Source organism: Hoeflea prorocentri (assembly GCF_027944115.1).
In the GTDB taxonomy this organism is placed as follows: Bacteria; Pseudomonadota; Alphaproteobacteria; order Rhizobiales; family Rhizobiaceae; genus Hoeflea_A; species Hoeflea_A prorocentri.
In genome coordinates, this window is the sequence record NZ_JAPJZI010000001.1 from 2717302 (window position 1) to 2733183 (window position 15882).

12 protein-coding genes are annotated in these 15882 nt (G+C 60.0%); 7 read left to right on the forward strand and 5 right to left on the reverse strand.

The genetic code is table 11. The features are described 5' to 3' along the window. Positions 1-152 precede the first annotated feature (152 nt). The 3 genes from smc to OQ273_RS12730 all read right to left on the reverse strand — a co-directional run bounded on the left by smc (position 153) and on the right by OQ273_RS12730 (position 5035). The gene (gene smc / locus OQ273_RS12720; protein WP_267990875.1) at positions 153-3614 is read right to left on the reverse strand and encodes a chromosome segregation protein SMC; all 3462 of its coding nucleotides are present in this window, start codon (positions 3612-3614) and stop codon (positions 153-155) included. A 91-nt stretch (positions 3615-3705) separates the two neighbouring features. Next, positions 3706-4431, reverse strand: coding sequence for a DsbA family protein (locus OQ273_RS12725; RefSeq protein WP_267990876.1), 726 nt, complete (start codon positions 4429-4431; stop codon positions 3706-3708). A gap of 109 nt (positions 4432-4540) precedes the next feature. Further along, on the reverse strand, positions 4541-5035 hold the full coding sequence (locus tag OQ273_RS12730) for a DUF721 domain-containing protein (protein WP_267990877.1): 495 nt from the start codon (positions 5033-5035) through the stop codon (positions 4541-4543). Between the two features lie 105 nt (positions 5036-5140). Between OQ273_RS12730 and mutY the strand changes: the two genes are divergently transcribed. Together mutY and OQ273_RS12740 are read left to right on the forward strand one after the other, a co-directional pair. After that, positions 5141-6244 carry an A/G-specific adenine glycosylase gene (mutY, locus tag OQ273_RS12735; RefSeq protein ID WP_267990878.1) on the forward strand — a complete coding sequence of 368 codons (1104 nt, stop codon included), beginning with the start codon at positions 5141-5143 and terminating at the stop codon, positions 6242-6244. After that, positions 6241-6858: an HAD family hydrolase gene (locus OQ273_RS12740; RefSeq protein WP_267990879.1), complete on the forward strand. Its 618-nt coding sequence runs from the start codon at positions 6241-6243 to the stop codon at positions 6856-6858. The genes mutY and OQ273_RS12740 overlap by 4 nt, the downstream gene beginning before the upstream one ends. Before the next feature lie 3 nt (positions 6859-6861). Here OQ273_RS12740 and OQ273_RS12745 read toward each other — a convergent pair whose 3' ends face one another. Then, on the reverse strand, positions 6862-7998 hold the full coding sequence (locus tag OQ273_RS12745; protein ID WP_267990880.1) for a site-specific DNA-methyltransferase: 1137 nt from the start codon (positions 7996-7998) through the stop codon (positions 6862-6864). Positions 7999-8148: 150 nt separating this feature from the next. Between OQ273_RS12745 and OQ273_RS12750 the strand changes: the two genes are divergently transcribed. Further along, positions 8149-8838 (forward strand): HAD family hydrolase, encoded by a 690-nt coding sequence (locus OQ273_RS12750; protein WP_267990881.1) that lies wholly within the window; start codon positions 8149-8151, stop codon positions 8836-8838. Positions 8839-8854: 16 nt separating this feature from the next. On the opposite strand, the gene OQ273_RS12755 is transcribed toward OQ273_RS12750, so the two are convergent. Further along, positions 8855-9433 carry a hypothetical protein gene (locus tag OQ273_RS12755; RefSeq protein ID WP_267990882.1) on the reverse strand — a complete coding sequence of 193 codons (579 nt, stop codon included), beginning with the start codon at positions 9431-9433 and terminating at the stop codon, positions 8855-8857. Positions 9434-9613: 180 nt separating this feature from the next. On the opposite strand from OQ273_RS12755, the gene thrC reads away from it, so the two are divergent. Genes thrC through OQ273_RS12775 form a run of 4 tightly spaced genes read left to right on the forward strand, consistent with a single transcriptional unit; the run spans position 9614 to position 15859 of the window. Further along, positions 9614-11011, forward strand: a complete 1398-nt coding sequence (gene thrC / locus OQ273_RS12760) for a threonine synthase (RefSeq protein WP_267990883.1) — start codon at positions 9614-9616, stop codon at positions 11009-11011. 14 nt (positions 11012-11025) lie between these two features. Continuing rightward, positions 11026-12321 carry a M16 family metallopeptidase gene (locus OQ273_RS12765; RefSeq protein ID WP_267990884.1) on the forward strand — a complete coding sequence of 432 codons (1296 nt, stop codon included), beginning with the start codon at positions 11026-11028 and terminating at the stop codon, positions 12319-12321. Positions 12322-12326: 5 nt separating this feature from the next. Continuing rightward, a complete protein-coding gene (locus tag OQ273_RS12770; RefSeq protein WP_267990885.1) occupies positions 12327-12953 on the forward strand; it encodes a GNAT family N-acetyltransferase in 627 nt (208 codons plus the stop codon). Between the two features lie 8 nt (positions 12954-12961). Beyond that, complete coding sequence (locus OQ273_RS12775) at positions 12962-15859, forward strand: EAL domain-containing protein (protein WP_425493377.1); 2898 nt, start codon at positions 12962-12964, stop codon at positions 15857-15859. Positions 15860-15882: the final 23 nt, after the last annotated feature.

Here is a 15882-nt window from a genome sequence, read left to right on the forward strand (position 1 = left end):
AACGGCACCACATAGCCGAACAGATATGCAAAGCGCTATAGGCGGATATGGCAATTGCAGTATTTTATCGATTGAATTCCGAGACTTCCTTAACGGGAATGAGCGGGCCACCTGCACAGTGTCGAACAGCCCGCATCGGAGGCTGCCGGTTTTCAGCTTGCGTCGCGCATCTGTTCGGCGGTTTCAAGATCGACGGAAACCAGCTGCGATACGCCCTGCTCCGCCATGGTCACGCCGAACAGCCGGTTCATGCGGGCCATGGTGATCGGGTTGTGAGTGATGATAACGAAACGGGTGTTGGTTGAAGCCGCCATTTCATCCATCAGATTGCAGAACCGTTCGACATTGTGATCGTCGAGCGGCGCATCTACCTCGTCAAGCACACAGATCGGAGCCGGGTTTGTCAGGAACACGGCAAAGATCAGCGCCATCGCGGTCAGCGCCTGCTCGCCGCCTGAAAGCAGGGTCATCGTCTGCGGCTTCTTGCCCGGCGGACGGGCGAGGATTTCCAGACCGGCATTGAGTGGATCGTCGGACTCGATGAGCTGCAGTTCGGCCGTGCCGCCCCCGAAAAGGTGGGTGAAGAGGCGCCGGAACTGCTCGTTGACCACGTCAAACGCCTTGAGAAGGCGCTCGCGGCCCTCGCGGTTCAGGTTCTGGATCGCCTGGCGCAGCTTGCTGATCGCCTCGATCACGTCCTCACGCTCGACAACGATGGTTTCAAGTCGCTCGGCAAGCTCCTTCTGCTCTTCCTCGGCCCGAAGGTTGACGGCGCCGAGCCGCTCGCGCTCGATTTTCAGCCGCTCAAGCCTGCGGTCGACCTGTTCGGGATCGGGCAGTGCATCATCGGACTGCAGGCCACTTTGCTTGATCGCCTCATGGGGTGCGCATTTGAGCGTTTCGCGGATGCGCCCCTCCGAATCCGTGCGCCGTTCCCTGGCGGCGTTCAGGCGCTCCTCGGCGCGGCCACGCTGTTCGCGGCATTGCGACAATACCTCGATGGCCTTCGCGGCCGCCTGATCTGCTTCGCGCTGGCGCGTTTCGGCCTCCACAAGGATATCGGCCGCTTCCTTGCGCTGCTCTTCAGCCTTGGACAATTCATTCATCAGCTTGCGCCGCTGTGCGTCGATCTCGTCCGGTGCGTCGGCAATTTTCTCCGCTTCGGCGGCGGTCTCGTCCAACCGTTGGGTCAGGGTCGCGATATGGCCTTCTGCGCTGCTGGCGCGTTCAAGCCAGCTCTGCCGCTCCTGCCCGATCGCCGTCAGGCGCCGCTCGCGTGCCTCATTGTCCCGGCGCAGGCCTTCAAATGCAGCCCGTGCCTCGGCAAGCCTGCCTCGATCCGTGGCAACCTCGGACGTCAGGCTTTCGAGCCGCTTGTCGAGATCGCCTATTTCCGGCGCCGATGCCAGAGCGACCCCGGCCTCGTTCTTCTGCTCAGCAGCTTCCTGCAACTGGGCGGAAAGCTGTTTTGCCGATTCCGTCAGGACAGCCCGCCGGCTGGAAAACTGACCGGCCGCCTTCTCGGCGTCGGCATGGGCCTCGCGCGCCAGAACAAGGCTTCTTTGCGCTTCACGCAACGTGTCTCGGGTCTCGCGTTGCAAGGTCTCACGCGATTTGAGTTCCGTTTCAGCGGCCTTCAGCGCCTCTTCGGCACGGCGCAGTGCTTTGGTCGCCTCCACGGCTTCCGCATCCAGTTCCGCCAGGCGGTTTTTCTGCGCCAGGCGTTGCGCGGCGGCCGTTGGCGCATCGGCACCGGCGGTGAAACCATCCCAGCGCCAAAGGGCGCCTTCCCGGTCGACAAGGCGCTGACCCGGCAGGAGTTCGCCGCACAGCGCTTCGCCTTCCTGTGCATTGGCGACGATCCCCACCTGGGCGAGACGCCGCGCCAGAGCCGGCGGAGCCGTGACATGTTCCGAAAGGGCAATCACGCCGGGTGGAAGCTGCGGGTCGCCCTCGGAACCAACCACTCGCCAGTGCGCCGGTGCGGATCTGTCATCCGGCTGGTCAAGATCGTCGCCGAGAGCAGCCCCAAGAGCCGCCTCGAACCCGCGATCGACCTGCATACGCTCCACCACAGGCGGGAAGAGATCATTGCCGGTGCCGGCATTGAGGATCTCCGAAATGGTGCGCGCTTCCGTCTCGACGCGGTTCAGGTTGGAGCGGGCTTCCTGCACGGGCTGGCGCAACGTCACCTCGTTGCGCCGTTCGGCCTCAATCGCCTCCTCGATCTCGACAAGCGCGGTCTCCAGCCTTGAAACGCCATCCTGCGCGGCGTCGACGGCGGCTTTCTTCTCCGCCGGATCGGGCAGACCCGATATTTTTTCGGCAATACCAGCAAGCTCTTCCTCGCCCTGCGCCAATTGCCGTTCCAACCGGCCAATGCGTTCATCAGCATCGCGGATGGACCGCTCCAACTGGCTGCGGGACGCGGACGCCTCGGCACGTTCGGCCGTGACCGCTCCAAGCGCTGCTTCGCTCTCCTCGAGCTTGGCGCCGGCTTCCTTAAACGCCGTCTCCGCGCCGAGCGAAGCCGCGCCGGAGTCGGCGAGCGCTTCGCCGAGTTCTTTTTCTTCCGCGTCAAGACGTTCGAGAATGCCCGCATTATCTGCGATCATCCGCTTTTCGCGTTCCATGTCCTCGCGCAATTGCGTCAGGCGCCGTTCCACTTCGGCCTTGCGACCGGCGACGCGTTCGGCCTCTTCCTCAATCTGCGCCCGTGCGATCTGCAACCGCTGAAGGGCCGCGGCGGCCTTTGCTTCCAGTTCACGCAACGCCGGCAGTTTCTGAGCCGAAATGGCCTGGTGCTTGGCGGCCTCCATCTGTGCCTGCGCCAATTCGGCGACTTCGCTCGTCGCCTTGGACAGGGAGGATTCCGCCTCCCCTTCGGCTGTCTTGGCCTCGGTCCAGCGTATATGCAGCAGCGTTGCCTCGGCCTCGCGGATTTCAGAGGAGAGCATCTTGAAACGGTTGGCCTGACGCGACTGACGTTTCAGGCTCTCTATCTGGCTTTCCAGCTCCGAGGTGACATCGTCGAGCCGTTCAAGATTGGTCTCGGCGGCGCGCAGGCGCAATTCTGCCTCATGGCGACGCGAATGCAGGCCGGATATGCCGGCCGCCTCTTCAAGCAATTGCCGCCGCGCCTGTGGTTTTGCCTGGATCAGTTCGCCGATGCGTCCCTGTCCAACCATGGATGGAGAGCGGGCGCCGGTTGAGGCGTCCGCGAACAGCAATTGCACGTCCTTGGCACGCGCTTCCTTGCCGTTGATGCGGTAAACAGAGCCTGATTCGCGTTCGATTCGCCGCGAAACCTGTACTTCATCGCTATCGTTGAAGGCCGCCGGAGCCGACCGGTCGTGGTTGTCGAGAAACAGGCCGACTTCCGCCGTATTGCGCGCCGGACGGTTCCCCGATCCGGAGAAAATCACGTCATCCATCCCCGATGCGCGCATGTTCTTATAGGAGTTTTCGCCCATAACCCAGCGCATGGCCTCGACCAGGTTGGACTTGCCGCAGCCATTCGGACCGACGATGCCCGTCAGGCCTCTTTCGATAACAAATTCAGTGGGTTCAACGAATGACTTGAAGCCCAAAAGCCGCAGTTTAGTGAACTCCATGTCAGTTCACTCCGGCTCGCGCATCGCACGATCGCACATTGCACGCAACGGGGCGCAACGCGCCCCTGCCGCATCGAGCAGCTCGGTGCGCTTAAAGCAGGCTATCGATAAGTGCCGACATGGTTTCAACCGACATGTTCCCCGGATACCGCTTTCCGTTGATCAGAAATGTCGGCGTCGAGTTTACCCCAAATTCCTCAGCCGCCTTTTTTCTGACTGCATTCACATCGTCCACAAGGCTCTGGTTCGTCAAGCATGCCTCAAAGGACTCTTGTGTAAAACCGGCAAGCTTGGAGATGTCAAACAAGGCGCTGGCGGCATCCTGCGCGCGCGCCCACTGGGCCTGCTGCTGCATCAAAACGTCGATCATAGGGAAGAACTTGTCTTCCGGGGCACAGCGGGCAAGCATGATGGCAGCCGTGGCGCGCGGGTCGAACGGGAACTCCCTGACGACGAAATAAACCTTGCCGGTGTCGACATAGTCCGCAACGATTTTCTTGAAGGTATCGTTGTGGAAGTCGGCACAATGGGGACAGGTCATGGACATATATTCAACGATCTGTACCGGTGCATTCGGATCGCCCATGGCCATCTCTTGCATCGGGCCAGGTTTTAAAACCTCTTCCATATCCACATCGCCCGAGGGCGGCGGCAGGTCGACGGAGGCGGTCGTTACCGGATCAACCGCCGGCGTATCCTGAGCCTGCGACACCTTGCTTGCCTCCCCGCTATCGCTGCATGCGGCGACGAACACGGACAGGGCCGCGCCGGTGGCCAGCATGGAAAACCTGCGTCGGGTGATTGAAGAAGACGGCATTGAATCGACCTTTCTCGACATCCTGATCGGTTGAGCGACTATCGTCGGATAGTTACCGCCTGAATTGTGGCAGGACAACATATTTGGAGTTTTAAGGTTCACAACAGCGTTATCGGCCTTTGCTGGGGCGCCCCATGACACCGGTACCCAGACGCCTGAGTGCCTGGCGCAGGTTTTCACTCTCGATGCCGGTGATCATGTCATCGAGCTTCTCCTGACGATCCGGCGACAAGGCCCGCGGGCGTTTGTGCCTGCCTGAGCTGCTGGAAACCGGCTTTTGAACAATCTTGATCCGTTCGACGGCCGGAAAGCCGAAGACGCTGTTGAGGCGCTGGATGAGCTGATCCTGCGAATGGACCAGAAAAAGGGCCCGCGCGCCTTCGCAAGCGATGGTCAGCGTACCCGGAACAAAACTGTCGTTCTGAGCGTCACGCCGGGGCCATTTGATCTTCTCGGGCCGTGTACACTCGGCGAAATCCGGCCCCGCAATCTCGTCCCACATGCCAAGAAGCATGGTGTTGATCCCGGCCCGCTTGGCCAATACCGGATCGAGGACGCCGTTGGCGATCTCGCTGATCTGCTGAATGCCCTTGCGCCCGCTCATCGGCACCTGTCCTGTGAATTGATCTCATTCGTACCGGGCTGCGTATTGCCAAGCACGTTACGAAGCTTACAACTCGACATCGCGGGCTGCAACGACAGCGATTTCATGAACCACATCGAACAAACGATCACCAAGCCGATACTCTCCTGGTATGACAAGCACCACCGCGATCTGCCGTGGCGTGTTTCACCAGCCGAGCGAAGCCGCGGGGTAAAACCCTCCCCCTATCGCGTGTGGCTTTCGGAAATCATGCTGCAACAGACGACCGTGCAGGCAGTACGGCCCTATTTTACCTCTTTCCTCGAGCGCTGGCCGGATGTGGCGGCGCTGGCTGCGGCCAAAAATGATGACGTGATGAGTGCCTGGGCCGGCCTTGGCTATTATTCGCGCGCCCGCAATCTGAAAAAATGCGCCGAGATTGTGGTCGCACACCATGACGGACGTTTTCCCGATGATGTGATCGAGCTGAAAAAGCTCCCCGGTATCGGCGACTACACCGCCGCCGCCGTCGCAACGATTGCATTCGACCGTCACGCAGCGGTGGTGGACGGCAATATCGAACGCGTTGTCTCGCGGCTTTTCCGTCTGACAACGCCGCTGCCGGCACTCAAGCGCGATATCAAAACACGCATGTCGGACCTCACACCGGTTGAACGACCCGGCGATTTCGCCCAGGCCATGATGGATCTTGGCGCGATGGTGTGTTCGCCGAAGCGCCCTGCCTGCGGCGTGTGCCCGGTACGCGAGACATGCCTGAGCGCCGGGCGTGACGATGCCGAGGCTTTTCCGTTCAAGCCGCCGAAGAAAAAACGCCCGGTCAGGCGCGGAGCCGCATTTGTTGCGATTGGACAGGACGGCGCCGTCCTTTTGCGCCGGCGGATCGAAAGCGGGTTGCTCGGCGGCATGGCGGAAGTTCCGACAACCGGGTGGACTGCATCGGCCGATGGCGCATTGGGCACCGAGGCCGCGCCGTTTGCAGGAGACTGGACCCTCAGCGGAACCGTCCGGCACATCTTCACCCATTTCGAGCTGCACCTCGATGTCTATCGGGGGAACTTCCCGGAGCGACCGGCGTCGGACGGGAGTTGGTGGTCGCCGCGCGGTGACCTCGACAACGAAGCCCTGCCGACTGTCATGAAAAAGGCAATTGCGATTGCTATTGATCCGAACAGACAAACAGCCCGCCCCCAAAAAGGAACTATGATTTGACGCAGTCTCCCATAAAACATGTGGTCTTCGACATCGGCCGCGTACTCCTGCACTACGATCCCGAGCTTCCCTTCAGCCGGATCATTCCCGATGACGACGCCAGGCTGTGGTTTTTTGAAAATATCTGTACCCATGAATGGAACGTCGAACAGGACCGTGGCCGAAGCTGGGATGATGCCGAGGCCCTGCTGATCGAGCAGCATCCGGACCATGAAACGCATATCAGGGCCTTCCGGTCGAACTGGCACGATATGGTGCCGCACGCCTATGAAGACAGCGTCGCAATCATGCGCGGCCTGATCGAAGATGGTCATGATGTGACGATGCTGACGAATTTCGCCTCGGACACGTTCCGGGAGGTGCAAAAGCGCTTCGATTTTCTCAACGAGACCCGCGGCGTTACCGTTTCAGCCGATATCGGGGCGATCAAGCCGGACCGGGAGATTTTCGATACCCATGTCGCTGCTTTCGGACTGGAGCCCGGCGCAACCCTGTTCATCGACGACAGTCCGGCCAATGTGGACGGCGCGCAGGCAGCCGGGTGGCACGCGGTGCACTTCACCGGTGCCGACAAGCTGCGATCGGATCTTAAGACCTACGGGATCGTTGCCTGACGGCTATGCGCCGCTGCGCGCCATCTCGTCGCGCACAATGCGGCGCAGAGCATCAATCGGCTTGAGCTCGCCGGCATCCTCGAAATGCCAGAACGTCCAGCCATTGCACGCATCAAGGCCCTGAAGCTTTGCGCCCAGGCGGTGGATTGAACCGGATTCCTCGCCGCTAGACAAAGTGCCGTCGGCGCGCACCACCGCGTTGTGGCGGCCCTTGGCGCATTGAAGACGTGCTCCGGGCTTCAGCAGGCCCGAGTCGATCAGCACATTGAACGCGACGCGCGGCTCGGCCTTTTTGCCGGTCATGACCGTCAATTCGGCCTTGCCCAGTGTTTTTATGTCCGCAATGCGCGCTTCGGCGGCGTCGATATACGCCTGTTCGCGCTCGATGCCCACATAGTGGCGACCCAGGCGCTTGGCGACGGCGCCGGTGGTTCCGGAGCCGAAGAACGGATCGAGCACGACATCGCCGGGCTTTGTCGACGACAGGATGATCCGGGACAAAAGCGCCTCGGGCTTCTGGGTGGGATGAGCCTTCTTGCCATCTTCCCCTTTCAGCCGTTCGGAGCCGGCGCAAATCGGGAAGAGCCAGTCTGAGCGCATCTGCACATCGTCATTGGCCGCCTTCATCGCCTCGTAGTTGAACGTATAGCCTTTTGCTTTCTGGCCAAGGCTCGCCCAGATCATGGTTTCGTGGGCGTTCTGAAACCGCCGACCACGAAAGTTGGGCATCGGGTTGGTTTTTCGCCAGACAATATCGTTGAGGATCCAGAAGTTCAGATCCTGCAGAATCGCTCCGACACGATAGATGTTGTGATAGGAGCCGATGACCCAGATGGTTCCGGCAGGCTTGAGAACGCGCCGGCAGGCAAGCAGCCAGGCGCGGGTAAAGGCGTCATAGGCCTTGAAGGAAGCGAACTGGTCCCAGTCATTGTCGACGGCGTCCACCTTCGACTGGTCGGGCCGGTGAAGATCGCCCGCAAGCTGCAGATTGTAGGGTGGGTCGGCGAAAATCGCATCGACGGATTTTTCCGGCAGCGCTTCAAGCGCGGCAACGCAGTCGCCCTTTACGATGGTGTCGATGACCGGTCCGGATTTTGAACCAGGCGCCCGCTGGATCTCGGCGAGGGAAAGTACTGACATGGGATACCCGAATACGCTTACTCGAAAAACTCGGGCCATGGTCACCCAATATGGTTATCAAATTGACAACGACTGCCGGAAAGACGCCATTGTGCCGTCGCGGCCGATGATGTATCAGCGGGGCCACTCCCCACATTGCAGGACTTTTTCATGGCGGGCTTTGACCTCATCATTTTTGATTGCGACGGCGTTCTGGTCGATTCCGAAATCATCGCGGCGCAGCAGGAAGCAAAGCTTTTGAGCGAGGCGGGATACCCGATCGATGCCGGGGAGTTTGCCGAGCGCTTTGCCGGCATGACCTGGAAGGAAATCCTGCTCAGTGTCGAGAAAGAGGCCGGGTTGCCGCTGCAGGCAAATCTTCTGGAAAAACCCGAAAAGATACTCGACGCAAAACTCGCACGGGACGTTAAAGGCATTGCCGGCGTGCTTCCGGCGGTGGCCAGCATCGATATTGCCCGCTGCGTGTGTTCAAACTCGAAACCGCACCGCATCGAGGCCATGCTCAAACGGGCCGGTACGCTCGATCTGTTTGCTCCGCACATCTTTTCCGCGCTGATGGTCGGCGATGGCCGGCCGAAGCCTGCACCCGATGTGTTCGAACATGCCGCCGAACAAATGAATGCCGACCCGGCAAAGACATTGGTGCTTGAGGATTCCGTTCACGGGGTAACCGGAGCACGCGCGGCCGGAATGCGGGTTGTCGGTTTTACCGGCGCGTCCCACACCTATCCGGCTCACTCCGACAGGCTGACGGACGCAGGCGCCGAGACGGCAATCAACCGTTTCAGCGATCTGCCGGCTGTGGTTGAAGCTCTGGCCGAATGGTCGCCGTTGTCCTAGGCCGGGTCTGGCGGCTTTAGCCCCTGCCCTGCGGCCCTTCATCGAAGCCGATAAACACCCGGACCGAACGCGATGCAGTGATCGGAATGCTGACATCGGGCTTTGAGAACAGGAACTGTGTTGTCGGGGTTCCCTGCGGCAGCGCCGTCTCAAATTCCGTCAGTTCCGAATAAAGCACCTTGTTGGTGCCCTTCTCCACGACGGCAACGCGGATGGGCATCTTGATCGGCCCGGCCTTGCCGGCGGGCCCGGCCGCCGCACGTCCCGCAGCAACAACATTGATGGTCATCTGGTCGCCGGTGATACTGCACTGGCGTGTCGTATCGGCGATGGCCGCCTGATACTGTATTTTCGTCGGATCGTCTTCGCCGCCGCGCTCATATTTGCGGAAATAGGCGGTTCCATCGCGCAATTCGATTTTGGGACAGGTTCCCTGGACGACACGTTTACCAAGCGTCTGGTCGACACTGCCGCCCTGTTCGCTGCCGGCTCCTTGAGAGTTCTGGCCCAGTTTAAGGCCGCCCACACCGCCGGAATTACACCCGGCGACAAGGGCTGCAATCCCTGCAAACATCACAATACGAATCTTGTTCACCGCACCGACTCCCCGTCCCTCGTATCTATCCGGCATTACAGGCTAAAGACCAAGCTGGACCATATTATGGTCTTATAAATTGCGGTCTTTAACGAGTCTTTTCAATGTTCTATACCAGCGAATTATTCCATCACAACACGAACCGCAAGGTCGCGGACAAAAGCGGACAGGATTTGGCCATTGCAATACATCTCGACAAGAGGTGAAGCCCCGACACTGGGCTTCAATGATGCTCTGTTGACCGGGCTTGCCCGCGATGGTGGGCTCTATGTGCCTGAAAACTGGCCGCATTTCTCCAAAAAAGACATTCGTGCACTGCGTGGAAAATCCTATCAGGATATTGCCTTTTCGGTTCTGCAGCCCTTTGTCGACGGCGAAATCGCCAATGACGATTTCCGGCGCATGATCGACGAGGCCTATGCGACGTTCCGTCACCCGGCGGTCGTGCCGCTCGTTCAGACGGGCGCCAACAGTTTTGTCCTTGAGCTGTTCCACGGCCCGACGCTGGCCTTCAAGGACGTTGCAATGCAGTTGCTGGCCAGAATGATGGACCATGTCCTTGCCGAGCGCGGGCAGCGGGCGACCATTGTCGGCGCGACATCAGGCGATACGGGCGGCGCCGCAATCGAAGCCTTCGCCGAACGCGACCGGACGGATATTTTCATCCTGTTTCCCAATGGCCGCGTATCTCCGGTTCAGCGGCGCCAGATGACAACCTCCGGTGCATCGAATGTCCGCGCCCTGGCGATCGATGGCAATTTCGATGACTGCCAGAACCTGGTTAAAGCCATGTTCAACGATATCGGCTTTCGCGACCGGGTTCAGCTTTCCGGCGTCAACTCGATCAACTGGGGCCGGATCATGGCCCAGATCGTCTACTACTTTACCAGCGCACTTTCGCTCGGCGCGCCGGAGCGCAGGGTTTCGTTCAGTGTTCCGACCGGCAATTTCGGTGATATTTTTGCTGGATACTGCGCCATGCGCATGGGCCTGCCCATCGACAAGCTGATCATTGCGACGAATGACAATGACATTCTTGCCCGTGCGCTGCGAAATGGACGCTATGAAATGCGGGACGTCGTCGCCACGACATCGCCGTCGATGGATATCCAAATCTCCTCGAATTTCGAGCGACTGCTGTTCGATGCCTTCGGGCGCGATAGCGACAGTCTTCGGCGCTGCATGTCGAGCCTGTCGCAGTCCGGCTCGTTCACGATCGAGGAGCGCGCGCTCAAGGGTATCAAGAAAGAGTTCCGGTCGGGCAAAGCAAATCAGAAACAGGCGGCAGCCACGATCAAGTCCGTTTACGAGGAGACAGGCTACCTTCTTGACCCCCACACCGCGTGCGGCGTTCATGCATCACGCAGCTTTGAACGGCCGCGCGCGCCCATGATAACGCTTGCAACGGCCCATCCGGCGAAATTTCCCGACGCGGTAAAATCGGCCAGCGGTATTGACCCCGCCCTTCCGTCGTGGCTCTCTGATCTGATGCATCGGGAGGAGATCTATGAGACATTGCAGCCGGATCTCGACACGGTCGAGGCCTACATTGCCCGAAATGCACGCGCTGCAGGATGAGACCGGACTGAAATATGAGTGTTGAGTGTACCCGCCTTGAAAGCGGGTTGACGGTTGTCACGGAAACGATGCCGCACCTTGAGAGCGTTGCTCTCGGTGTCTGGATCAAATCAGGATCGAGAGACGAAACGGCCTCCGAGCACGGCATAGCGCATCTTCTGGAGCACATGGCGTTCAAGGGAACGGCCAAGCGCACTGCACGGCAGATCGCCGAGGAAATCGAAAATGTCGGCGGTGAAGTCAACGCCGCGACATCTGTGGAAACAACCTCTTATTACGCGCGTATCCTGAAGGATCATGTTCCACTGGCGATCGATATTCTCGCCGATATCCTCACGCACTCCGTGCTCGATGAAAACGAGCTGCTGCGGGAAAAGCACGTCATTCTTCAGGAGATCGGCGCGGCCATTGATACGCCCGACGACGTCGTCTTCGACAAGTTTTCGTCGACCGCCTTTCGCGATCAGACCATCGGTCGATCGATCCTGGGAACGCCCGAAACGGTGCAATCCTTTACGCCGGACCAGATCCGCAGCTATCTCCAGCGCAATTACACCGCCGAGAAGATGACAATCGTTGCCGCCGGCGCGGTCGACCATGACACGCTCGTGCGTCTCGTCGACGATCGGTTTTCCGATATTCTCCACACGCCCGATGGCAGCGAGGTCGAGACGACGGCCACCTATACCGGCGGCGAATACCGCGAAAAGCGTGACCTGATGGACGTTCAGTTGCTGATCGGATTCGAGGGCCGCGCCTATCATGCGCGCGACTTCTATGCCTCGCAGATCCTGGCAAATGTCCTGGGCGGCGGCATGTCATCGCGGCTCTTTCAGGAGGTTCGCGAACACCGCGGGCTCTGCTACTCGGTCTACGCCCTGCATTGGGGCTTTTCCGATACCGGTATTTTCGGCATTCACGCTGCAACCGGTCAGGAGGATGTCCCTGAACTCATTCCCGTCATCCTCAATGAGCTGCACAAGGTTGCCGAACGCGTTGATGTGTCCGAGATCGAGCGGGCGCGGGCGCAGTTCCGTGCCGGTCTCCTGATGGCCCATGAAAGCCCCGCCGCGCGGGCCAGCCAGATTGCCCGCCAGATGCTGCTCTATGGCCGCACAATTCCGAATGAAGAGCTAATGGACCGTCTTGCCGGCATCACACCGGAACGACTGACCGATCTTTCGGGCAGGCTGTTTTTCGACACGCCCATTACGCTTTCGGCTGTCGGGCCGGTGGATACGCTGATGGCCGTCGAGGACATCGCGTCGAAACTGACGACCGGGCGTGAGCGCCAGGCGGCAATCGGATAAAACACATGTCACCGCTCCGTCTCCTGTCCAGGCGCGAAACCGCGCCGCGCATTGACGGCGATAGCGTCTATCTGCGGTTTCCCGAGCGGCGCGACTATTCCATATGGGCGGATGTGCGCGGGGCAAGCCGTGGGTTCCTCGAACCGTGGGAGCCCACATGGCCACGCAACGATCTGACGAAAGCTGCATTCCATCAACGGGTCAACCGCTATGAACAGGACTTCCGCGAGAAACGCTCGGTTTCGTTTTTCCTGTTCCTCAAGAAAGACGATCGGCTGGTCGGCGGGCTCAATATCGGCAACATCCGCCGCGCAGCGGCACAGACCTGCATGATCGGCTACTGGATGTCCGAGGAGAACGCCGGAAAAGGCCTGATGCTGGACGGCCTTAACGCGGCAATTCCCTATATCTTTGATCAGTTGCAGTTGCACCGGATAGAAGCTGCTTGTATTCCGGATAACAAACGTTCGGTCAGGCTCCTTGAAAAGGCCAATTTTCGGTATGAAGGCTATCTGCGCGGTTATCTCAAGATCAACGGCATGTGGCGCGACCACCATCTCTACGCGTTGCTGGCCAGCGATCGTTCTGCAGATGGACCTTCTGCAACGTCACAAGAAAACTCCGGGTCTTAGTTGAATTCATGGACGCTCAGCCACACCGGATAACACCAAACCTGCGGCTCGCAATTCTTGCGATCGGTTCGCTGATGGTGTTGTTGCTGGCCCTCGCACCGGGGTTTACGGCTGAAACAGTCAAGATTTCCCGCGACGACACCGCCCTGGACCTGACCGCAACGACCGACTTTCATGCCCAGCGTGGCAGCGCCTTCCAGACATCCACCGCGCCCGACGCGGACGGGATCGTCCGACGTATCGAGGTGCGCGCCAGTTCCGACGGGCACAGCGGTGACTGGGCCGAGTTCTCGCTCGCCAACGTATCAGACGAGCAGCTTGACCGGCTGATCGTCGCGCCGCATTTCAGGCTGGCCAATTCCGGCCTGTTCTGGCCTGACCTCGGTTCGGAGCGCATCGTCTCCATCACGCCGAGCGAGGGATTTGCGCTTGATCGCGTCCCTAGCGACGAGGCGGATGTGTTTCATATCACGCTGAACCCCGGATCGATCATCACCTTTGTTGCCGAGCTTTCTTCGCCTGATCTGCCGCAGCTTTATCTGTGGGAACCGGAAGCCTACAAGGACACCGTCAACTCCTTCACGCTCTACAAGGGCATTGTGCTCGGCATTGCCGGGCTGCTGGCGGTGTTCCTGACTATTCTTTTCGTGGTCAAGGGAACCTCCGTCCTGCCGGCAACGGCGGCTCTCGCCTGGGCGGTGCTGGCCTATATCTGCGTTGATTTCGGGTTTTTGTCGCAGCTCGTACAAACAACCCCGACGGATGAACGCATCTGGCGAGCAGGAACCGAGATCACGCTTGCGGCGGGTCTGGTGATCTTCCTGTTCACCTATCTCAACCTCAATCGCTGGCACACCAATTTGAGTTTTGCGACGCTTGCATGGATCGTCGGCCTTGGCATCCTCTCGGCCTTTGCGGTCTATGATCCGGTGATAGCGACCGGCATTGCACGCTTTTCGTTTGCAGCAACGGTCATCGCCGGAACCGGCCTGATTGCCTATCTCGGGCTCAGCCGCTTCGACCGTGCGATCATGCTCATTCCAACCTGGGTGCTGATCATCTGCTGGCTGTTCGGCGCATGGCTCACAGTTACCGGCCAGGTTTCCAACGACATCGTACAACCGGCGCTCGGCGGCGGTCTTGTCCTGATCGTGCTGCTGATCGGCTTTACCGTCATGCAACACGCCTTTGCGGGCGGCGGCGCACAGCAGGGCCTGTTCAGCGATCTGGAGCGCCAGTCGCTGGCGCTGACGGGATCGGGCGATATCGTCTGGGACTGGGACGTCTCGCGCGACCGTATCGTGACGATGCCCGATGTCAGCCGGCAACTCGGACTCTCGCCCGGCAGCCTTTTCGGTCCTGCCCGCAACTGGCTGCCGCGCATTCATCCCGACGACAGGGACCGGTTCCGCTCGACACTTGACGTGGTTCTGGAGCACCGCCGCGGCAGGCTGAACCACCAGTTCCGCATCCGGGCCGAGGATGGCCACTACCACTGGCTGGCCCTGCGTGCCCGGCCGGTTGTCGGCTCCGACGGCGAGGTTATTCGCTGTGTCGGCACGTTGATCGACGTGACCGAGCAAAAGAGTTCCGAGGAGCGGCTGCTGCACGACGCCGTGCACGACAATCTGACGGGCCTGCCCAACCGCGAACTTTTTATCGACCGGCTGGATGCAATTATCGCGCTTGCCAGCGCCGAGGACACGGTCCGTCCGACGATCTTTGCCATCGACATAGACCGGTTCAAGCAGGTCAATGACGAGCTCGGCATCTCGGCGGGCGACACCATCCTCTTGACCATCGCCCGGCGTCTGAAGCGGCTGTTAAAGCCACAGGACACGCTGGCGCGCATCAGCGGTGATCAGTTTGGGCTGATCCTGCTTTCCGAACAGGAACCGCAGAAAGTCGCGGCCTTTTCCGAAAGCATCAGCAAGGCGATCATGGTGCCGATCAATTTCGGTCAGAAGGAAATCATCCTGACCGGGTCGATCGGGCTCGTAACCTGGGTCGACGAGATGGCCTCGCCTCTGGAACTGGTCAAGGATGCGGAACTGGCCATGTACCAGGCCAAGCGTGTCGGCGGAAACCGGATCGAACCGTACAGGCCGGCCTTCCGCTCCGTCGGTGCGGACAAGCTGCAGATCGAATCGGATTTGCGCCGGGCCCTGGAGCGCCACGAGCTGACGATGGTCTACCAGCCGATTGTCGACATCGAGAGCGCCGAAATTGCAGGCTTCGAGGCCCTCATGCGCTGGGACCATCCGCGCAAGGGCAACATCGCGCCGTCCGAGTTCATACCGGTTGCCGAAAGCTCCGACCTGATCATGGAACTGGGCATGTATGCGCTGCAGCAGTCATGCGAGGACATCGCATCCTGGTACCGGGCGCTCGGCCAGATCCCCATCTTCATGTCGGTCAATCTTTCAAGCGCGCAGCTCCTGCGCAACGACCTTTACAACGAGATCCGTTCGGTGCTGACCAAGACCGGATGCAAACCGCCCATGCTCAAGCTGGAGCTGACGGAATCGGTGGTCATGCACAATCCGGAACAAGCTGCGCGTGTTCTGGCACGGCTGAAGGATCTGGGGCTACAGCTCGCTCTGGACGATTTCGGAACGGGGCATTCTTCCCTCTCCTACCTCACCCGCTTTCCGTTCGACACGATCAAGATCGATCAGTCGCTGGTACGCGCCACAAATGACAAGCAGGTGGTTCTCCTGCGCTCGATCATCGCCATGGCCCGTGACCTTGAAATGGATATCGTTGCCGAAGGCATCGAGACAGAGGAGGATGCGGAGGAACTCGCGGAGCTGGGCTGTGACTATGCACAGAGCTTCCTGTTCGGCCCGCCGATCAGCGCCAATTCGGTGCTCAAACTGCTCAGAGAGCATTTCCCGGTCATGTAGGACGCGCGCCGGTGCGCGTCTGC